The sequence below is a fragment of the Arthrobacter parietis genome (genome assembly GCF_039530425.1).
GTDB lineage: Bacteria > Actinomycetota > Actinomycetes > Actinomycetales > Micrococcaceae > Arthrobacter_D > Arthrobacter_D parietis.
Genome location: NZ_BAAAON010000001.1, coordinates 328,742 through 349,149, shown reverse-complemented (window position 1 = coordinate 349,149; position 20,408 = coordinate 328,742). Strand labels below are relative to the sequence as shown.

The 20,408-nt window shown below is 64.4% G+C and carries 18 protein-coding genes; 12 read left to right on the top strand and 6 right to left on the bottom strand.

Annotated features, from left to right (window positions below):
- The first annotated feature begins 266 nt into the window (after positions 1-266).
- Positions 267-1,808 carry an APC family permease gene (locus ABFX19_RS01650; protein ID WP_277359281.1) on the top strand — a complete coding sequence of 514 codons (1,542 nt, stop codon included), beginning with the start codon at positions 267-269 and terminating at the stop codon, positions 1,806-1,808.
- Here the strand turns inward: ABFX19_RS01650 and rarD are convergent, their stop codons facing one another.
- Positions 1,809-2,771 carry an EamA family transporter RarD gene (gene rarD / locus ABFX19_RS01645; protein ID WP_277359280.1) on the bottom strand — a complete coding sequence of 321 codons (963 nt, stop codon included), beginning with the start codon at positions 2,769-2,771 and terminating at the stop codon, positions 1,809-1,811.
- A 197-nt stretch (positions 2,772-2,968) separates the two neighbouring features.
- On the opposite strand from rarD, the gene ABFX19_RS01640 reads away from it, so the two are divergent.
- The 5 genes from ABFX19_RS01640 to ABFX19_RS01620 all read left to right on the top strand — a co-directional run bounded on the left by ABFX19_RS01640 (position 2,969) and on the right by ABFX19_RS01620 (position 10,055).
- Positions 2,969-4,405 (top strand): FAD-dependent oxidoreductase, encoded by a 1,437-nt coding sequence (locus ABFX19_RS01640; RefSeq protein WP_277359279.1) that lies wholly within the window; start codon positions 2,969-2,971, stop codon positions 4,403-4,405.
- A gap of 182 nt (positions 4,406-4,587) precedes the next feature.
- Complete coding sequence (locus tag ABFX19_RS01635; protein ID WP_277359278.1) at positions 4,588-5,202, top strand: TetR/AcrR family transcriptional regulator; 615 nt, start codon at positions 4,588-4,590, stop codon at positions 5,200-5,202.
- Positions 5,203-5,233: 31 nt separating this feature from the next.
- Entirely contained in the window at positions 5,234-7,789 is a 2,556-nt protein-coding gene (locus tag ABFX19_RS01630) for an MMPL family transporter (RefSeq protein ID WP_346027242.1), read from the top strand.
- A gap of 110 nt (positions 7,790-7,899) precedes the next feature.
- Positions 7,900-9,411, top strand: a complete 1,512-nt coding sequence (locus ABFX19_RS01625; protein WP_346027241.1) for an amino acid permease — start codon at positions 7,900-7,902, stop codon at positions 9,409-9,411.
- A 44-nt stretch (positions 9,412-9,455) separates the two neighbouring features.
- A complete protein-coding gene (locus tag ABFX19_RS01620) occupies positions 9,456-10,055 on the top strand; it encodes a TetR/AcrR family transcriptional regulator (RefSeq protein WP_346027240.1) in 600 nt (199 codons plus the stop codon).
- A 66-nt stretch (positions 10,056-10,121) separates the two neighbouring features.
- Here the strand turns inward: ABFX19_RS01620 and ABFX19_RS01615 are convergent, their stop codons facing one another.
- Complete coding sequence (locus ABFX19_RS01615) at positions 10,122-11,618, bottom strand: catalase (protein WP_277359274.1); 1,497 nt, start codon at positions 11,616-11,618, stop codon at positions 10,122-10,124.
- A gap of 33 nt (positions 11,619-11,651) precedes the next feature.
- Positions 11,652-12,122: a Fur family transcriptional regulator gene (locus ABFX19_RS01610; protein ID WP_346027239.1), complete on the bottom strand. Its 471-nt coding sequence runs from the start codon at positions 12,120-12,122 to the stop codon at positions 11,652-11,654.
- A 93-nt stretch (positions 12,123-12,215) separates the two neighbouring features.
- Between ABFX19_RS01610 and ABFX19_RS01605 the strand changes: the two genes are divergently transcribed.
- The gene (locus ABFX19_RS01605) at positions 12,216-12,968 is read left to right on the top strand and encodes an alpha/beta fold hydrolase (protein ID WP_277359272.1); all 753 of its coding nucleotides are present in this window, start codon (positions 12,216-12,218) and stop codon (positions 12,966-12,968) included.
- Positions 12,955-13,635 carry an esterase/lipase family protein gene (locus ABFX19_RS01600; protein ID WP_346027238.1) on the top strand — a complete coding sequence of 227 codons (681 nt, stop codon included), beginning with the start codon at positions 12,955-12,957 and terminating at the stop codon, positions 13,633-13,635. Before ABFX19_RS01605 ends, ABFX19_RS01600 begins: the two co-directional genes overlap by 14 nt.
- A gap of 4 nt (positions 13,636-13,639) precedes the next feature.
- Here ABFX19_RS01600 and ABFX19_RS01595 read toward each other — a convergent pair whose 3' ends face one another.
- Positions 13,640-14,380 carry an MBL fold metallo-hydrolase gene (locus tag ABFX19_RS01595; protein ID WP_346027237.1) on the bottom strand — a complete coding sequence of 247 codons (741 nt, stop codon included), beginning with the start codon at positions 14,378-14,380 and terminating at the stop codon, positions 13,640-13,642.
- 152 nt (positions 14,381-14,532) lie between these two features.
- Here ABFX19_RS01595 and ABFX19_RS01590 point away from each other — a divergent pair, with 152 nt between their 5' ends.
- Positions 14,533-15,804 (top strand): MFS transporter, encoded by a 1,272-nt coding sequence (locus tag ABFX19_RS01590; RefSeq protein WP_277359269.1) that lies wholly within the window; start codon positions 14,533-14,535, stop codon positions 15,802-15,804.
- Positions 15,805-15,841: 37 nt separating this feature from the next.
- On the opposite strand, the gene nagB is transcribed toward ABFX19_RS01590, so the two are convergent.
- Positions 15,842-16,618 (bottom strand): glucosamine-6-phosphate deaminase, encoded by a 777-nt coding sequence (nagB, locus tag ABFX19_RS01585; protein WP_346027236.1) that lies wholly within the window; start codon positions 16,616-16,618, stop codon positions 15,842-15,844.
- Between the two features lie 2 nt (positions 16,619-16,620).
- Positions 16,621-17,826: an N-acetylglucosamine-6-phosphate deacetylase gene (gene nagA, locus ABFX19_RS01580; RefSeq protein ID WP_346027235.1), complete on the bottom strand. Its 1,206-nt coding sequence runs from the start codon at positions 17,824-17,826 to the stop codon at positions 16,621-16,623.
- 239 nt (positions 17,827-18,065) lie between these two features.
- Between nagA and ABFX19_RS01575 the strand changes: the two genes are divergently transcribed.
- The 3 genes from ABFX19_RS01575 to htpX all read left to right on the top strand — a co-directional run.
- Positions 18,066-18,803 (top strand): GntR family transcriptional regulator, encoded by a 738-nt coding sequence (locus tag ABFX19_RS01575; RefSeq protein ID WP_346027234.1) that lies wholly within the window; start codon positions 18,066-18,068, stop codon positions 18,801-18,803.
- 48 nt (positions 18,804-18,851) lie between these two features.
- On the top strand, positions 18,852-19,499 hold the full coding sequence (locus ABFX19_RS01570) for a 4a-hydroxytetrahydrobiopterin dehydratase (RefSeq protein ID WP_346027233.1): 648 nt from the start codon (positions 18,852-18,854) through the stop codon (positions 19,497-19,499).
- A 77-nt stretch (positions 19,500-19,576) separates the two neighbouring features.
- A partial coding sequence (gene htpX, locus ABFX19_RS01565; RefSeq protein ID WP_346027232.1) for a zinc metalloprotease HtpX occupies positions 19,577-20,408 on the top strand: 832 nt, incomplete at its 3' end.

Below are 20,408 nucleotides of genomic sequence, written 5' to 3'. Positions count from 1 at the left end.
TGACCCGGCCGGCCGCCGTCGTTCTTGTGCGTTGATTCGGCCGGAAACGCCCCGAATGGAGGGTGATCAGGGGCATGTCCTGCCAACTCATGGGTGGTGTCTCTTGCACACGGGCGTCGGAGCCTGCATACTAAACGAACGCAATTCGTTTATGTGATCCAGGTGACAGTGGAGAACCCGCTGGCGCGCATCGCGGTCTCACCTGAGAGAACCAGACTTCAAGACAATTCTTAACGAAGAATTCCTAACAAAGAGGTAAGGAACCCATGAGCACTATGAAGGTGCGCACCGGCGCTCCAGACGGCACACCCACGTACTCCGGCAAGGGACTGAAGACGGGGCAGCTCGGCCTCCTCGCCGTCGTCGTGATCGGTATTTCCACCATTGCGCCGGCGTACGTCCTCACCAGCACCCTGGGCCCCACGGTGCAGAGTATCGGCGTGCACCTTCCGGCGATCTTCCTGGTCGGGTTCATCCCGATGTTCCTGGTGGCGCTGGGATACCGCGAGCTCAACGCGGACAGCCCGGACAGCGGAACAACGTTCACCTGGGTGACCAAGGCATTCGGTCCGTACATCGGCTGGATCGGCGGGTGGGGGCTGCTGGCGGCCAACATCATTGTGCTCTCCAACCTGGCCGGCGTCGCTGTCGACTTCTTCTATCTGTTCCTCGCCCAGCTCACCGGGCAGGAGGCCATCGCGGACCTCACCGGTATCCGCTGGCTGAATATCCTGACGTGCCTGGTGTTTGTCGGCGCTGCCGTGTGGGTTTCCTGCCGCGGCGTGAAGACCACCAAGGCCGTGCAGTACGCGCTCGTGGGACTGCAGGTCGGTGTGCTGGCGTGGTTCGTAATTGCAGCGTTCAGCCGCATCCAGCAGGGCGCAGCCGCTGACACCGTGGCGTTCAGCTGGGACTGGTTCAACCCCTTCGCCATCGAAAGCTTCTCCGCCTTTGCACTGGGGCTGTCGCTGTCCATCTTCGCGTTCTGGGGCTGGGACGTCTGCCTCACGGTGAGCGAGGAATCACGGAACGGCAAGCGCACGGCCGGCCAGGCCGCAACCTGGACTGCCGTCGTCGTACTGGGTATCTACCTGCTCGGCGCCATCGCGACAGTCATGTTCGCCGGCATCGGCACTGAGGGACTGGGCCTCAACAACGCGGACATCTCCGAGAACGTCTTCGCGGCGCTCGCAGCTCCGGTCATGGGACCGTTTGCCATCCTGCTCTCGCTCGCGGTGCTGTCCAGCTGCGCGGCCTCGCTGCAGTCCACCTTCCTCTCCCCGGCCCGCAGTCTGCTGGCCATGGGCTACTACCAGGCGCTGCCGCAGAAGTTCGCAACGGTGCACCCGACGTACCGCTCGCCGGTCTTCGCAACCGTTGTAGCGGGCGTCATCTCCGCCGGGTTCTACTCGCTCATGCGCATCATCAGCGACAACGTCCTGAACGACACCATCATGGCCCTCGGCCTGATGATCTGCTTCTACTACGGCCTGACCGCACTGGCCTGCGTCTGGTACTTCCGCCGGACGGCGTTTACCTCGGCGCGGAACTTCGTGTTCCGGCTCCTGGCTCCACTGCTTGGCGGAATCGGCCTCGTGATCGTGTTCCTGCAGACCGCCGTGGACAGCTGGGACCCGGCCTTCGGCAGCGGCTCGGAGATCTTCGGGGTGGGCCTGGTGTTCGTGATCGGAGTCGGGATCATCGCACTCGGCGTCGTGGTAATGCTCGTCGTCCGCCGCACGCATCCAGGGTTCTTCCGAGGCGAGACGCTGCGCCGGGATACTCCGGCGCTTGAGGTGGCCGAGTAGTCAGACGCTCGCGGGCTGCTGTTGCTGCCCGCTCTTGCGGGGCCTCGCGTTCTTCCGGACCGTTCGGACCATGTCCACGGTGAGGAGCGCGAGGCCTATCCATACCAGCCCAAAGCCGATCCACCGCTCCAGCGGCATCTCCTCGCGGAAAACCGTGAGGGCCAGGATGAACTGAAGGACCGGCGCGAGGTACTGCAGCATCCCGATGGTGGTCAGGGGCAGCCGTCTGGCGGCTGCCCCGAAGAAAATCAGTGGAACGGCGGTGATAATTCCCGACGCCGCCATGATCCAGAAGTGGCCAGGCCCCTCCGTGGTCAGCGTTGCGCCGCCGGAGAGCGCCAGCCAGATCATTACGACGGCGGCGATCGGCGTCAGCACTGCTGTTTCGATGCTGAGGCTGGTCACGGCGTCGACACTCGGCCCCACCCGCTTCTTCACAAACCCGTAGAAACCGAACGAAAACGCCAGCGCCAGGGCAATCCACGGAACGTTCCCGTAGCCAATCGCCAGGACGACGACGGCGACAAGCCCCATTCCCACGGCTGCCCACTGCAGCGGGCGCAGCTTTTCCCGCAGCACGAGGACACCGAGAAGTACCGACACGATCGGGTTGATGAAGTAGCCCAGCGAAGCTTCGATGGCGTGACCGTTGGTAACCCCGTAGGTATAGACGAGCCAGTTCACCGCAATCAGGAGAGCGGCAACGGTAAGGGTTCCGAGCACCCGCCGGTTCGCAAAGGCGGTGCGGACTGTGGCCCAGGACCGCAGAACGGTCAGCAGCAGTGCGCAGAAAATCAGTGACCAGAGCACACGGTTCGCGACAATCTCCACTGCGGTGGCCGGCAGCAGGATGAGGAAGTAGATGGGGAGCAAGCCCCACAGTCCGTAAGCGCCGATACCAAAAAGCACGCCCGTGGCGTTTTCGCTACGGGCAGGACGCGTACTGGTGCGGGTGCGGCTCACATGCGTGCCAACCGCCGTCGTGCCGTTCCTATTCCGTAAGCAACGCGGGTGGGGGAGCGGGTGATCCGCGCCACTGGTTTCGACGCGCATCGGACGGGGGATTTAGAATAGGAAACTGTGCGCTAATGTGCGTCCGTTCATCCCTTAGGAGAAGTCCTCAGGGAGCCCCCAGGTCATCCACCAGGAAGAAGGCATCAGTGTCCAGCACGACGTCGGTCCGTCCACTTCGGGTCGCCATCATCGGCGCAGGCCCGGCCGGTGTGTATGCCGCAGACATCCTGACAAAGTCGCAGGAGGTCAAGGGCGGAGACTTCGAAGTTTCCATCGACCTTTTTGACCAGTACCCGGCGCCGTACGGCCTGATCCGGTACGGTGTGGCCCCTGATCACCCGCGTATCAAGGGAATTGTGACCGCGCTGCATAAAGTGCTGGACCGCGGGGACATCCGCTTCCTCGGTAACGTCAACTATGGCCGCGACCTCACACTGAAAGACTTCCGCACCTTCTACGATGCCGTCATTTTTGCCACCGGTGCGGTGAAGGACGCGGACCTCAACATCCCGGGGGTCGACCTCGAAGGCTCCTTCGGCGGAGCGGACTTCGTCTCCTGGTATGACGGGCACCCTGACGTTGACCGGGACTGGCCGCTGGACGCCAAGGAGATCGCTGTTATCGGCAACGGCAACGTGGCCCTGGACATCGCCCGCGTCCTCTCCAAGCACGCCGATGACCTCCTGGTCACGGAGATTCCATCCAACGTCTACGCCGCGCTGAAGAAGTCGCCGGTGACGGACGTGCACGTCTTCGGCCGCCGCGGTCCCGCACAGGTAAAGTTCACGCCGCTGGAACTGCGCGAGCTGTCCCACTCACGGGACGTCGACATTGTGCTGTACCCGGAGGATTTCGACTTTGACGAGGCCTCGGAACAGCAGATCGCCAGCAATAACCAGACGAAGACGATGGTCAAGACGCTGACCAACTGGCTGGTTGAGCAGCCGGAAGACCCGGCGGAGTTCACGGCGTCGCGCCGCCTTCACCTGCACTTCCTGCACAGTCCTGTGGAGATCACTGACTCGCCGGAGACTCCGGGCAAGGTTGCGAACATCCGCTTCGAACGCACCCGCCTCAACGGCAGCGGCTCAGTCGAGGGTACGGGCGAGTATCTCGACTACCCGGTCCAGGCGCTCTACCGGGCTATCGGCTACTTCGGCTCCGAACTTCCGGAGGTGGGCTACGACGAGCAGGCCGGCGTCATTCCCAACGAGGGCGGCCGGGTCATCGACGAGTCAGGCAACGCGGTGCCCGGCATCTACTGCACGGGTTGGATCAAGCGTGGGCCCGTGGGGCTGATCGGCCACACCAAGGGTGACGCCCTTGAGACCATCGGCTACCTCCTGGAGGACCGCCTCAACCTGCCCCCGGCAGAGCATCCGTCGGAAGACGCCATCATCAACCTCCTTGAGGATCGCGGCGTCCGGTACACCACCTGGGAGGGCTGGCTGAAGCTCGATTCCCACGAAATGAAGCTGGGCGCCAACTACATGCACGACGACGGCAGCCTGCCTGAGCTGGTCCGCGAGCGTGTGAAGCTGGTTCCGCGCGAGGACATGATCGCGATTTCCCGCGGGGAGTAAGTGCCAGGGGTTCTTCGCGGTGGGCCGGTTTCCCCACCTTCTTAGGGATGGCTTGCCCAATAAACGGCGTGTCGGTAGGCGACACGCCGTTTCATGCTCAGTACCCGGGGAATGTGGCCCGCACGCGCGACGGCGGGAACGCCAGTTTGCACTCTGTGCAAAGTTGCACATAGTGTAAGTATGTGACAGAACAGCAAATCAGCCGCCGCGAGCAGAACAAGCTCGAAACACGGAGGGCCATTGCCCAGGCGGCTCTGGACCTCGCACGCACCCACGGCATGGGCGGATTCACGGCTGAGCAAATAGCCGATCAGGCGAACGTCTCCCGACGCACCTTCTTCAACTACTTTCACAGCCCAGAAGAGGCACTGATCGTCTCCACGGAGTCGTTTCTCGACCGCGCCGAAGCCGAACTCGCGGACCGTCCCGGGGATGAGCCCATCCTCGACGCGATGATTGCCGCGCTCGCCGCCACCACCAAGGTGGAAAACCTGAAGGACTGCGGCGACCTCTTCCGCATGGCTGCAGGCAACCCGGACCTCCTCGGTACCCACCTCCTCGCCTGGGAGCGGGCTGAAGCCCGCATCATCAGCGCGGTCGAGGACCGGCTGCGCGGCCAGGCATCAACCCTCTACGTGCACGCGCTGGTCGGCTCACTTCTCTCCTGCGCCAAGGCCGCAATGCGGGAATGGGCATCGAGTGAGAACCCGGACCACAATGCGGCGCAAACCCTCGAGGACTCCATCGTCGCGACGCTGACCATGCTGCGCGACGGCTTCTCCCGTCCTTCCTCCTAATCCAGACCTCTAACCCAGGACGCACAACACCATGGCTTTCCTCCTGTACCGACTCGGTTCCTTCGCCTACCGCCGCCGCTGGTGGGTGGTCTCCGCCTGGCTGGCCATCATGGTTGCGGTAGGTGGCTCCGCCGTCGCCTTCTCCGGCACACTGAGCAACAACTTCACCATCCCGGGCACCGAGTCACAGCGTGTCCTCAATCAGCTCAAGGAGGAGATGCCCGAGGCCGTCGGCGGCATGGGGACCATCGTTTTCCAGAGCACTGACGGTGAGTTCACCGCGGAGCAGCAGGAGGAAGTCACGGCTGCCCTCACGGAGGTGGAAGGGCTCGACGGCGTCGAATCAGTCATCGACCCGTTCGAGACTGCCCAGCAGCTCGCCGACAGCCGCGAGGAGATCGCGAACGGCAGGGCGGAACTCGAGGCCGGCGCCCAGGAGCTCGCCGACGGCGCCGCCCAACTCGATGCCGCCCAGGCGCAGCTCGATGACCAGCGCGCTCAATTTGAAGCGGGGAAGGCGTTCCTGCCCGCTGAGCAGATCGACGCAACCGTGGCGCAGCTTGATGCCGCCCAGGCCGAGATCGACGCCCAGCGCGCCCAGCTCGACGAGGGCCAGGCAGAACTCGACGCAGCCCGAGTGGAACTCGAGCGCGGAGAGCGCCTCCTCGAGGCCACCTCAGCCATTCAGTTCGTGTCCGACGACGGCACCACAGCGGTTGCCAGCGTCCAGTTCACCACCGCAGTAGACGCCATCACACCCGAGACCCGTGAAGCGGTCCAGGAAGCAGCGGGCGCCGCGACTGAAGCCGGGCTGAACGTCGAATACAGCAAGGAGATCGTCCAGGACATCTCCGAGATTTTCGGTCCGGCCGAGGTCATCGGCCTCCTGGTCGCCGCCATTGTCCTGATCGTCATGCTCGGGACGCTGGTAGCAGCCGGCCTGCCGCTGCTCATGGCCATCGTCGGCGTAGGAGTCGGCGTCGGAATAACCTTCGCACTCACCGGAGTCATCCAGATGAGCTCCATCTCGCCGGTGCTCGCGCTGATGCTCGGACTCGCCGTCGGGATCGATTATTCGCTCTTCATCGTGAACCGCCACCGCACACAGCTGCTGCGCGGCATGCCGCTGCAGGAATCCATCGCACGCGCCACCGGAACCGCGGGCAACGCTGTGCTTTTCGCGGGCATCACGGTCATCATCGCGCTGGCTGCGCTCGCCGTCCCCGGCCTGCCGTTCCTCACGATCCTCGGCCTGTCCGCTGCCGGAACAGTCGCCGTCGCCGTGTTGGTTGCGCTCACCCTGACGCCCGCGCTGCTTGGTTTCATGGGCCGCAGGGTCATCTCGAAACGCCGCTGGAAGACCGCGCACTCCGCCAGCGAGGCAGAGGCTGACGAGCACTCTGTTGACAATTCCTATGCCGCAGGCCGCGGCTGGGGCGGTTTTGTCACCCGCAAACCCATCCTCACGGTACTGGTTGGCGTCGTCGCGCTCTGTGTGCTTGCTTTGCCGGCGCTGGAACTGCGCGTCGGCCTGCCTGACGGCGGCTCCGAGCCGACCGATTCCACCGCCTACCAGGCCTACACACTGGTGGGGGAGAAGTTCGGCGAAGGCACCAACGGACCTCTCCTCGCCGTCGGTGAACTGCCCCCGATCGAGGACGAGGGCGAGCGCACCGACCTCCAGCTCGACGTCGCCGACCGCCTCGCCGCCATTGATGACGTCGTCACCGCTGTCCCTGCCGGAATCAGCGACGACGGACGCACCGCGATCTACCAGGTCATCCCGGAAGAAGGCCCGGCGAGCGAGAGCACCGAGCAACTGGTGCGTGACCTCCGTGCCGAAGCCGCCAGCATCGAGGACGCTACCGGCGTGACCGTGTCCGTCACGGGGCAGACCGCCGCGAACATCGACGTCTCCGCGAAACTCATGGAGGCCATGCCGCTCTACCTGGGCATCGTCGTCGGGCTGTCGCTGGTATTGCTGCTCCTGGTGTTCCGGTCCATCCTGGTGCCGCTCATCGCCACCGCCGGCTTCCTGCTCTCGCTACTGGCCAGCTTCGGTGCCACCGTCGCGATCTACCAGTGGGGCTGGCTGGGAGACTTCTTCGGCGTCACCAACCCCGGCCCGATCCTGAGCTTCCTCCCCATCATCCTGATCGGCGTGCTCTTCGGTCTGGCCATGGATTACCAGATGTTCCTTGTCTCCGGTATGCGCGAGTCCTTCGTCCATGGCCGGCCCGCCAAGGAAGCCGTGCGGGTCGGATTCAGCCACGGCGCCAGGGTGGTCACGGCTGCGGCCATCATCATGGTCTCGGTGTTCGCAGGCTTTGTCTTCTCGCATCTGACCATGGTCCGCCCCATCGGTTTCGGCCTGGCGTTCGGTGTGCTGCTCGATGCGTTCGTGGTCCGGATGACCCTCATCCCGGCCGCGATGCACCTCCTCGGCCGCTCAGCCTGGTGGCTGCCGAAGTGGCTGGACCGCGTCCTGCCCGATGTTGACGTTGAAGGCGCTCGCCTGGTTGAACACACGGACGACGACGGCGCACGCCCACTGACGGAGTCGGCGCCTGTCTCAACCAGACACTGACCGTCCCAATACGCCTCCACATTCGTCTCACATGCCGAGACGAATGTGGAGGCGTATTACGTGCTCATTACGATTGACCGGTCAGTTTTCCCCACAGAGGACACAAAGCCGTGAATCTTTTCCGTACCAAGTCGATCGAACAATCGATCGCAGACTCAGGTGAGAAAGGCCGCACACTCAAGCGGTCGCTGACCACCTGGGACCTCATGATCATGGGCGTCGCAGTTGCTGTCGGTGCCGGGATCTTCTCTGTCGGTGCCCAGGCAGCAGCATTCAACGCCGGCCCTGCAGTGACCATCTCGTTTGTGCTCGCCGCCATCACCTGCGCGCTCGCCATCATGTGCTACGCCGAGTTCGCAACGGCAATGCCCGTGGCAGGCAGTGCGTACGTCTTTACCTACGCCACCATGGGAGAGCTTCTCGCGTGGATCATCGGGTGGAACCTCATCCTCGAGCTGCTGATGGCGGGCGCCGTCATCGCGAAGTTCTGGGGCGTCTACCTCAGCGATCTGTTCGCGGTGCTTAACCTCGACGTTCCGTCCCAGGTCAACCTCCTGGGCATCACGGTGTACTGGGGCCCGCTGATCATCGTCGCCATCTTCACGATGATCCTGGTGCTGGGAACCAAGCTTTCCGCCCGCGTGAACAACATCTTCACGATCATCAAGATCGCCATCGTCCTGTTCGTCATCGTCGTTGGGTTCTTCTACATTGATGGCGCAAACTACACGCCGTTTGTCCCTGCCTCCGAGGCACCGGCCGAACTCGACAGCAGCTGGGCGTCCCAGCCGTTCCTGTCCTTCCTTAGCGGCGCAAATCCTGCCATGTACGGCTTCACGGGCATCATCTCCGGCGCGGCACTGGTGTTCTTCGCATTCATCGGCTTCGACGTCGTGGCCACTTCCGCGGAGGAAGTGAAGAATCCACAGAAGACCCTCCCGCGCGGCATCTTCAGCGGACTCGCCCTGGTGACCGTGCTTTACATCCTGGTGACGCTGGCCGTGACAGGCATGGTGTCCTACCAGGAGCTGGCCGCAACCGAGTCGCCGTCGTTGGCCACCGCATTCCAGCTTGTGGGTGCTGACTGGGCCGCCGGAATCATTTCCGTGGGCAGCCTGATCGGGCTGACCACGGTCATCATGGTGCTGCTCATGGGCCTGGCGCGCGTCATCTTCGCCATGAGTCGCGACGGCCTGATGCCCCGCGGACTGAGCCGGACCTCAGCCAAGCGAAGCACTCCTGCGCGCACGCAGATTCTGTGTGGCGTCGTCGTCGCTCTCCTGGCCGGTTTCACCGAGGTTGAACTGCTCGCCGAGATGATCAATATCGGCACGCTTTCCGCGTTCGTCACCGTCAGTCTGGGCATCCTGGTACTCCGGAAGAAGCGGCCCGACCTGAAGCCATCCTTCCGTGTGCCGTTCGGCAAGGTCATTCCGATCCTGTCGGCCATCCTCTGCGTGTACCTCATGCTCAACCTGGCCACCGTGACCTGGGTGTTCTTCGGGATCTGGCTCGTGGTCGGTTTCGCTATCTACTTCGCCTATGGACAGCGGCACTCACGCCTTGCCGCAGAAGATAAAACGGGCGAGCCGGTGTTGGAGGAATTGCGCGCCGGGAAGTAGGAAGTGCGCACGGGGGCGTGCTCCACGCGCTGTACTATTCAGCAATGGCGCGCCCCCCGAAACCGGAACGGAAGAACGAGCTCCTCGAGCAGATTGTCGATCATCTCCTCGACAAGACGTTCGCGAGCCTGAGCTTCCGCACCCTGGCGGACGGCCTGGGTATCAGCAGCTACGTACTCGTGTACCACTTCGGCAACCGCGAGGAACTCATCAATGAGATTGTCCGGCACATCGAGGCGCGTCATGACGCGTTGAAGCCTGAGAATCCCGAAGGATTTGCCCGGGAAGATTTCCGCAGGTGGATTCTCGATTCCTGGAACTGGCTCCTGATTGAGCGAAACCGACAGCTGCAGCGCCTTGAATTCGAAGCGGCTCTTCAGGATGCAGTGAGCCTCAATCCACGAGGCAGTGCCATGAGGAAGTTCGCTTACTGGCATTCCTTTTCGGCAGACTGGCTGGTCAATCAGGGTATGCAGCGTGCGGAGGCCGATTCCTCGGCGCGGTTGTTCACAACAAGTCTGTACGGCCTGCAGTATGACTACGTCCTGAACCAGGACCGGGATTCCGTCGAACAGGCACTGCACTTGCTGATGGACCGCTTCTTCACCGGACTGGACCAGGCTCTCTCCCAGGCAAACAGATAAGAAGTGCAGGAAGGGCGGGCCCGCTATGGGCCCGCCCTTCAGCGTTGCGTGGTCAAACGCTACGGACTAGAACTTGTTCGCAGCCTCGGCGTCAGAGTTCTGTGCAGCACCGGACGCGCTGCCGAGGTTGGCGCGTAGCTTCGCACCGAGATCGGCATCGACATTGGTCCAGTACTGGATGGCGCGTTCGCGGATGTCCGCAATGGTTACTCCGCTCACCGCACCGGTGATGTTCTCCAGGAAACGGGCCTTCTCGGCGTCGTTGTAGACCTCCCGGTACAGCGTTCCGGCCTGACCGAAGTCGTCGTCCTCAGCGTGGAGGCTGTGGGCGGCACGCACCAGATCGCCGTCGTTCTCCCAGCCGCCCTCGGGGCCCGTCAGCGACGGATCTGCAGCAGGGCCGCCCATCGAGTTCGGTGCGTAGACCGGGGTCTGCGGCGAGTTGAAGAAGAAGCGTGCGCCGCCGTCCTTGGAGTAGTTGCGAACCTCGCTCTTCGGGGCATTGACGGGCAGCTGCGCGTGATTGGTGCCCACGCGGTAGCGGTGTGCGTCTGCGTAGGAGAAGATGCGTGCCTGCAGCATGCGGTCCGGCGACGCGGCGATGCCCGGAACGAAGTTCGACGGCGCGAAGGTTGCCTGTTCGATCTGCGCGAAGTAGTTCTCCGGGTTGCGGTTCAGGGTCAGCTTGCCGACCGGGATCAGCGGGTAGTCCGCGTGCGGCCACACCTTGGTGAGATCGAACGGGTTGAACCGGTAGTTCTTCGCATCCTCATACGGCATAACCTGGACCTTGAGATCCCAGCTGGGGAAGTTGCCCTGCTCGATGTTCTCGTAGAGGTCACGGATGTGGTGGTCGGCGTCGGAGCCGGCGAGTGCCTCGGCCTCGTCGCCGGTCAGCGCCTCGTGGCCCTGGGCAGATTTGAAGTGGTACTTGACCCAGAACTTTTCTCCGGCCTCGTTGATCCACTGGTAGGTATGTGAGCCGTAACCGTTCATGGTCCGCCACGAGGCGGGGAGGCCGCGGTCACCCATCAGCCAGGTCACCTGGTGTGCGGACTCGGGGGAGAGGGTCCAGAAGTCCCACTGCATGTCTGCATCACGCAGGTTGGAGCCGGGAAGGCGCTTCTGCGAGTGGATGAAGTCGGGGAACTTGATGCCGTCGCGGATGAAGAAAACCGGGGTGTTGTTGCCCACGAGGTCGTAGTTGCCCTCGGAGGTGTAGAACTTCAGGGCGAACCCGCGGGGGTCGCGCCAGGTATCAGGAGAACCCTGCTCACCGGCGACGGAGGAGAACCGGAGCAGCGTCTCGGTCTGTGCGCCCTGTTGGAAGAGAGCTGCCTTGGTGTACTTGCTGACGTCCTCAGTGGCCTCGAATACGCCGAATGCGCCGCCGCCCTTGGCGTGCACAACGCGCTCGGGCACGCGCTCGCGGTTGAACTGGGCGAGCTTCTCGATCAGGTAATGGTCAGTCAGCGGGATGGCGCCGTCGCGGCCCAGCGCCGAGGAATTGCTGTCGTCAACAACGGGGGCACCCGATTGGGTGGTGCTGTAGTTGGCAGTCATGGATTCTCCTTCTTTCAGTGTGTTTCAGTTAGTTCAGGAAGTAGTGGTGAAATTTTGGGCGGATGCCTCGCGGCAGTCGTTGCACAGGCCCTGATAGACGACGTCGGCAATCTGGATGGTCATCTGGTTTGAGCCCGGCGACCAGGCGGGCGTCAGGCACGGTGCATGCCCCACGGCGCAGTCCACATCCTCGATCCGGCCGCACCCGGTGCAGACGGCGTGGTGGTGATTGTCATTCACCCTGGTCTCATACCGTGCGGGCGAGTTGGGTGTTTCGATCCTGCGCAGCAGTCCGCTGACGGTGAGGTCGGAGAGCACTACGTAGACCGACTGCACGGTGATGTCGGCGAGTTCGGCGCGGACCGCAGTGACGACGTCGTCCGCGGTTGAATGCGGCGACTGCTCAACGGCGGCGAGTACCGCCAGGCGCTGCTTCGTCACCCGGCGTCCCGCTGAACGCAGGGACGCAGCCCACGTGTTCGCGGGCGCGGTATGTTCGGTCATGACACCAGTCAAACATCTGTTGTGAGTAATTCATAATAAGCCGAACCTAACGGACTACGCTGGATGGAGATGCCGGCGATGAAGGGTAGGAGAATGGGCCGCGGGCCATGGGATGACGTAGTTAAGGAGCGCGTTGCGGACTGCGTGGTGACCGTGCGGAGAGTGGGGCGGGGAGATCCTGTGGTGCTGGTTCACGGTATCGGCGTCTCGGCCCGCTACTTTGAGCGTCTCGCCGCCGAACTGGCGCGGAACAGTGCGGTGTATGCCATCGAGCTGCCCGGGTTCGGTTCCTCTCCAGGGCCGCACCGCCCGCTGTCTGTTCCGGAGCTCGGAGAGATTGTGCTGACCGTTCTGCGCAACCTCGATGTGGGCTCCGTGGTGCTTATTGGGCACTCGATGGGGTGTCAGGTGGCAACCGAAACTGCGGCGCACGGGCCGGAGCTGGTGCACAAACTCGTGCTGCTTGGCCCTACCGTGAATGATCGCGAACGCTCCATCGGCAAGCAGGCGCTGCGGTTGGCGCAGGACACGCTGCGTGAATCACCGGCCGTGAACCTGATGGTGTTCACGGACTATCTGCGCTCGATCGTGCCGTATCTGCGGACCCTCCCGGCGATGGTCGGCCACAAGCTCGAGGAGGCGCTTCCCTGCGTAGCGTGCCCGGTGGTGCTGATGCGCGGGGAACGGGATCCGATCGCCCCGACGGACTGGCTGCTGCGGCTGGCCGACGCCAATCCCAATGCCACAGTGGTGGAGGTTCCGGACGTTCCGCACGTCCTGATGTACAGCCGACCGGCAGAGACCGCTCGGGGGCTGCTCAAGGGAGACCCGCATGCGGCTGCTTAGGCGCGGCGGGGCGTGGATCCTCGATTACGCCTATGTTGGCTTCTGGCAGGCCCGTGGCTTTCTGTTCCGGGGAGATGCTGGTCGGCAGCTGTCCGGGGACAAGGCGCCCGTGATTCTGCTGCCCGGTATCTATGAGCCCTGGCAGTTCATGCACCCGGTGGCATCCCACCTGCACGCAGCGGGGCATCCTGTGCATGCGGTCACGGCTCTGGGCTACAACCGTGGAACCGTTCCCGCGATGGCTGAGCTGGTGGAGCAATACCTGCGTGAGCGAAACCTGACCGACGTGGTCCTTGTGGCCCACAGCAAGGGTGGCCTGATCGGGAAGTACGTCATGACCCTGCCGGATTCCGCGCCGCGTGTCCGCCAGCTCATTGCGGTGAACTCGCCGTTTTCAGGCTCGGTTTACGCCATGTTTGCGCTGCTGCCGAGCCTGCGGGCCTTCTCGCCACGGAACCGGACCCTGAACGCGCTGCGCGCCAACCTCGCGGTGAATTCGCGCATCACCTCGATCTACGGGACGTTCGACCCGCACATTCCGGGCGGCAGCGAGCTGGTCGGGGCCACCAACGTGCAGTTGGATGTGATGGGGCACTTCCGGATTCTCGGGAATGAGCGGCTGCTGGAGGCGATTGACACCGCCATCGCCGAACACGCTTCAGACTGATCCGTCAGGACGGCCCATTCAGCCTGGCGATGGCGACGGCGTCTGCCGGAGTTGAGAGCCATGGCTCGCCGTGTCCGGTCAGCACCCTGTCGGCGGGAAGCGCCGCGATCCGGTCGAGCGATTCCAGTGCCTGCGGTGAGTCCGCCGTTGCCGCTCCGGAGACGATCTGGGGTCCTTTCAGGCCGGTATAGGGATTCAGGGTGACCAGTGCGTCGCCGACGATCAGCGTTTGCCGGTCCGCGAAGTGGAGGGCCACATGGCCGGCGGTATGGCCGGGAACGTGGATGATCTCCGGGGTGCCGGGAAGGTTGCCCGCAATTCCGGGCACAAGCGGCAGCGTGTCCGTGACGCCGCGGACCGTCAAAGCCCCCGCGAGTGTCATTCTGCCGAGGATCGGCAGGCTTCCCGGATTGCGCAAGGGTACGGTCAGGCGGTTCAGCTCGTGCTTGTAGCGGTAGGGATGCGCGGCAATGTAGGCGTCCCCGGGATGGACAAGAATGGGCAGGCGGTAGGTAGTGCGCAGCTTGGCGGCTACGCCCACGTGGTCAAAGTGCGCGTGAGTGAGAACCAGTGCCACCACCGAATTCTCGAACCCGAGTTCCCGCAGCGCGGCCCTGATGTGCGGCCAGATGCCCGGAAGGCCGGCGTCGACAATCATGACGCGATCCTCCTGCTCAACGAAGTAGACGTTCACGTGGGCGTGCTCGAGCCAGTGGATTCCTTCAGCAACTTCGCTGGTAAGCATGATGATTTTCCTCCCGCTGGATGATCGGCGACGCACCGCACTGTGAGAGCAACCCTAGCCACCGTAGGAAGGAAAGTCAGCAGGCTGATGAAACGGTAGGAGGAACCGTGAGTCGTTGCCGGAGGTAACCGCTCCGCCGGTACACTTGCCGGGTGCCCAGACTCCTTGCCGATATCACTCCGCTAAAGGAAAGTCCGGCGTTCCGCAGACTGTACTTCGGCACGGCGCTGTCCGCGATCGGCACCAACCTCACCCTCGTTGCAGTCAGCCTGCAGGTTTACGACATCACGGGATCAAGCCTGAACGTCGGTCTCATCGGGTTGTTCGCACTGGTGCCGCTAATCTTCGCCGGCCTGTATGGCGGCGCGGTGGCGGACGCGCATGATCGCCGCAAGGTGGCGCTGCTGTCCGGTCTGGGACTGTGGGCGTCAACCATCGGCATCGCGCTGCAGGCCTGGATGGGTGCTGACAACATCTGGCTGTTGTACCTCCTGATCGCCGTCCACAGCGGGTTTGCAGGCATCAACCAGCCCACGCGGACGGCCATCATCCCGCGGCTGGTGCGCCCTGAGCTGCTTCCCGCAGCCAACGCCCTGTCCATGATCACGTTTGGGCTCGCCTTCACCGTCGGTCCCATGCTGGCCGGCGTGCTCATCGCCCAGGTGGGCTATGGCTGGACCTACACCATCGACGTCGTTACCTTCACCGCCGCGCTGTGGGCGCTGTTCCGCCTGCCAGCCATGCCGCCGGAAGGGCCGGTGCGCCGAGCCGGCCTTGCCACCGTCATCGAAGGATTCCGCTACCTCGGCACGCGGCCGAACATCCGGATGACGTTCCTCATTGACCTTGCGGCAATGGTCATGGCCCAGCCGCGCGTGCTCCTGCCGGCGGTGGGTGCCGTGTTCATCGGCGGCGGTGAGCTGACCGTCGGCATCCTGCTGGGAGCAAGCGCATTCGGGGCAGTCCTATCCGGACTGTTCTCGGGTCCATTGGGGCACATCCACCGGCAGGGGCGGGCGGTCCAGTGGTCCGTCGTCGGCTGGGGCGCGTCGATCAGCGCCTTCGGGCTGGTCGTCATCCTGGCCGGGCGGTCACCCGACGGCGGGATGACGCCGTGGATCATCCCTGCCGCCGTCTGCCTCCTGTTGGCGGGTGTTTCGGACTCGGTCAGCGGCGTCTTCCGCAGCACCATTCTGCAGTCAGCAACTCCCGATGCGATGAGGGGGCGCCTGCAGGGAGTGTTCATCGTCGTCGTCGCTGGCGGCCCCAGGCTGGGGGAGCTGGTGGGCGGCGGGTTCGCCGAGTGGATCGGTGAGGGCTGGACGGCGCTGTGGGGCGGGATCGTGTGCATCCTGCTCGTGGTGCTGCTGGCACGCCTCCAACCGCGCTTCGGCCAGTACGATTCCCGGAACCCCGAACCCTGACCGGCGCTGCCCGGACTGACGCTGCCGGCGGCCGGTGCTACCGGCCCAGCAGCTTGTCGTTCAGTTCCTGCGCCCTGCGGTAGTAGTCGATCAGCTGCAGCTGGGAGGCTGCCTCGGGATCCAGAACGACGACGGCGCGTGGGTGCAGCTGCAGGACCGAGGCAGGGCAGAACGCACTCACCGGTCCCTCAACCATTGCCCGGACGGCGCCGGCCTTGTTGGCACCCAGCGCTACCAGCACCGCCTGGTGCGCCTCGCGGATGGTTCCGAGCCCCTGGGTCAGGCAGAGCTGGGGAACCTCACCGCCGGGGAAGAACCGTGCGTTGTCTGACCGGGTGGCTCCGGCGAGGGTCTTGACCCTGGTCCGCGAATTGAGGGACGACGTCGGCTCATTGAAGCCGATATGCCCGTTCGCACCGATGCCGAGGATCTGGATGTCGACGCCGCCGGCTTCGCGAATGGCCTCGTCATACCTGACGGCTTCGGCCCGCAGGTCTTCCGCGTCCCCGTGAGGAGTCAGCAGTCGGGATAGCGGGAGGTCCACGTGATCCACGAACTCGCGGCGAATGGTTGAGTGGTAGGACTGGTCGTGATCCAGCGGGAGCCCCGCATACTCATCGAGCGTGAACGCCGTGGCGTCGCTGAAACTCAGCTGTTCTTCCCGATGGCGACGGATCAGCTCGCGGTAGGTTCCCGACGGCGAACTGCCCGTCGCAAGGCCCAGCACTGCCGGCCCTTGCCGTACGCGTACCTCGATGATGTCCGCGGCGCGCGAACCGACCTGTTCCGGTGACTCGCAGATGATGACCTGCACAGTTAAGACCTTTCCTTTGGTGCTGGCTGTTGCAGGGCACCTGAGCGGTACACCTGCAGTACTTCGAGCTCGTCCGAGGCGACCACTACATCTGCCCGCCGTCCGGGGCTGAGCATTCCGACGTCGTCGTTCCCGATGAGCCGTGCCGGAGTGGAGGATGCGGCCGCAACCGCATCGGCGAGGCTTATGCCCCAGTCGCGGCAGCGCCGCACGTTCTCCAGCAGGCGGCTGGTGCCTCCGGCGATGGCGCCGGCGGTCCAGTCCGGGGAAGCGAGCCGCGCGGTTCCGTTGCGCACCTCGACGTCCAGTGTGCCGAGCGTGTAGTCGCCGTCGCTCATGCCGGCGGCGGCCATGGCATCCGTGATAAGAGCGATACCGTCCGCGCCGACGAGGCCGAAGACCATCCGGACGGTGTCCGGGTGCAGGTGCGCGCCGTCGGCAATCAGTTCCAGGACCATGGAGTCCGGCGCACGGCGGGCTGTTTCGAGCAGCACTGCGATCGGTCCTGGGCGGCGATGGTCCAGAGGAGGCATGCGGTTGAACAGGTGCGTGGCCGACCACGTCCCGCCCGGATTGTGCTCAAGGGCCGCACGCATCTGCGCGGCGGTCGCCGCCGTATGCCCGACCGACGGAACGACGCCGTGTTGCCGGCAGAGGGACACCAGCTCGTCGAAGTGGGGGGTTTCCGGGGCCAGTGTGAGGGACCGTATGGTTCCACGCCCGGTTTCGAGCCACTGACGAAGCAGGGCGGGATCGCCGTCGATGATTGCCGCGGGGTTCTGTGCCCCGCACATATCGGCGGCGAGGAACGGGCCTTCGAGGTGCAGGCCGGCGAGAGTTCCGTCGTCGACCAGGTCCCGCAGCGCCTCAATCTGTACCATCAGCTCCTCAGCCGGTGCGGAGACCAGCGAGGCGAGCAGCGACGTCGTTCCGTTGGCAGCGTGATGGGCCGCGACAGCGCGTGCGCCGTCGGGGTCGGCCGAGAAGGTGTGCCCAGCCCCGCCGTGGCAGTGCAGGTCAACCAGCCCCGGCAGGATCACCGGGGCCTCCTCGACCTCCTGCGGACTCCCGGCTGGCAACTCCGACGCCGGTCCGCACCATTCGATGCGGTCCCCGGCGAGCCAGATGGCGCCGTCGTCAAGAATGTCCGCGGCCGGCTGGCCGGTGACCAGCCGGCCGCGGAGTACCCGGTCCTGGCCGCTGTTCATCTGGCCTGGGTATCCGGTCGGGGATGGAAGTTTTGTGCAGCTCCGGTGGCGTCGAGGCCGGCGGAGTCACTGAAGCTGCACAAAATTTCCCGGCGGTGGGTGAGCTGCCTGCCATAGGGCGTCATGCGGGTCCTTAGGTCTTCAGGGGCAAATGCATACTGGTCGGTTCATTCGATGACACAGATCGAGTTCCTGGCGCGGTGACTGGTTATAACCAGTTGTTCTGATATTACAGATGCATGGAGAAAACGCACAGCACCGGTGTAAACCGGTCAGGCGAGCTCAAGCATCTCCGGTTGCGGCGCCAGGTCCAGGAGCTCGCGCAAGGATTGAAGCCGGGCGAAGCGCTGCCCGGTGAACGCCAGCTCGAGGAGATGTTCGGGGTTTCGCGCATCACCGTGCGCCGAGCCATTTCCGATCTCGTCCGGGACGGCGAGCTGGTACGGGAAAAGGGCAAGGGCACCTTCGTGTCCCATGGCATGGTTCGGTCGGTGCTGCACCTGGCGTCCTTCAATGACGACATGCGCGCTGCCGGGTTCCAACCCAGCACCCGCGTGATCACAGCTGAGCTCTGTGAACCGCCGGACGCCGCGGCGTCGCATCTTCGCCTTGCCGAGAATGCGCCGGGATACCGGTTGAGGCGACTCCGGCTCGCCAACAATGCACCCGTCAGCGTTGACGAGTCCTGGCTCCCGCCAGCGCTGCTTCCCAACCTGCTGGCCGAAGACCTGACCGGTTCCCTCTACCGCGTGCTCTCGGCGTCCGGGCATCCGGTGCGGCGCGTGGAACAGACCGTCCAGGCAAGTGCTGCGTCAGCGGATATTGCGCAGCTGCTCGACATCGCGCTGGGCGCCCCGGTGCTCCTCTTTCACCGGCGCTCATTCACCGGACCGGAAGAACCCGGCACGCCGATCGAGTATTCGATCTCCACCTACCGGTCCGACCGCTATCAGATCTCGATGACCCTCGCGCAATAAGGTGCTCCGATAGGTCACAGCTGCCCCGTGCCGCGACATACTGGGGTCATGGACAAGCTCACCAGCACGCAGATTCTCGACGCCGGGCTCAACGACTGGCGCCAGCTCGCACAGGGCATCCACGCCCGTTTCCGCACCGGCAGCTTCACCGCGGGGCTCCGGTTCGTGACCGCTGTGACCGAGGCCGCAGAGGCAGCCAACCATCACCCCGATGTCACCCTCACCTACCCGCACGTGGACCTGAAACTGATCAGTCACGACGTCGGTGCACTGACACAGCGCGATGTGGACCTCGCACGAGCCATCAGTTCCATCGCGCACGAGCAGGGCCTGACGCCGCAGCCAGGGGCGCTCGCCGAAGTGGAACTCGCGCTCGATACCGCGGCGCTCGCCGACGCGGGACCGTTCTGGGCCGCGTTGCTCACCGGCGATGCCCGCAATGTGAGTGGTGACGACGTCGTGGACCCTTCCGGCCGGGTTCCGCTGCTCTGGTTCCAGGGCACAGATGCGCACGAGACCCCACGGCAGCGGTTCCACCTCGACGTGTGGGTGCCGCACGACGTCGCTGACGCGCGCATCGCCGCAGCCGTCGCCGCAGGAGGCACCGTCGTCGACGATGCGCAGGCGCCGTCTTTCACTGTGCTGGCCGACGGCGAGGGCAACCGCGCCTGCGTGTGCACCGTCCTTTCACGCTGAAGGGCTGCGGAACTGACGGCGGAACAGGGCGCAGCGCAGCGCCGTTGTACCGGTAGGTAAGTCAACAAGGAGAACAGGTGCACAACCACTTCAACGGCGCCAAGACGGCCCTGCTTTTCGGATCCCTGATGGGGATCTTCCTGCTGTTCGGTGCGGTGATCGCTTCGGCCACGCGCAGTTCGGCGTTCCTGTGGATCTTCGCGCTGATCGGTGTCGGCTCGATCGCGTACAGCTACTGGAACAGCGACAAACTCGCTATCCGCAGCATGAAAGCTGTTCCGGTGACGGAGCAGCAGGCGCCGGCGATGTACCGCATCGTGCGCGAGCTCAGCACCAAGGCGGGCAAGCCGATGCCCCGCCTGTACGTCTCGCCGACCATGGCGCCCAACGCATTTGCCACCGGCCGGAACCCGGAAAACGCAGCGGTCTGCTGCACCCAGGGCATCCTGCAGATTCTCAGCGAGCGCGAGCTGCGGGGTGTGCTTGGGCATGAGCTGATGCATGTCTATAACCGTGACATCCTGACCGGGTCTGTTGCCGCCGCTGTTGCCGGCGTCATCACCTCGGTTGCGCAGATGTTCGCGTTCACTGGCCTGATGGGCGGCAACCGGAACTCGGGTGGCAACCCGATCGCGGCGCTGCTGTTGGCGTTCCTTGCACCGCTTGCTGCGGGGCTCATCCAGATGGCCATCGGCCGAACCCGCGAGTACGACGCCGATGAAGACGGCGCCCGCCTCACGGAAGACCCGCTGGCTCTCGCCTCCGCCCTGCGTAAACTCGAGCGCGGAACGCAGCAGGCGCCGCTGCCGCAGAGCCAGCAGCTGGTCAACACCTCGCACCTGATGATTGCGAATCCGTTCCGCGGCGGAGGGGTGAAGAAGCTGTTCGCCTCCCACCCGCCCATGGCAC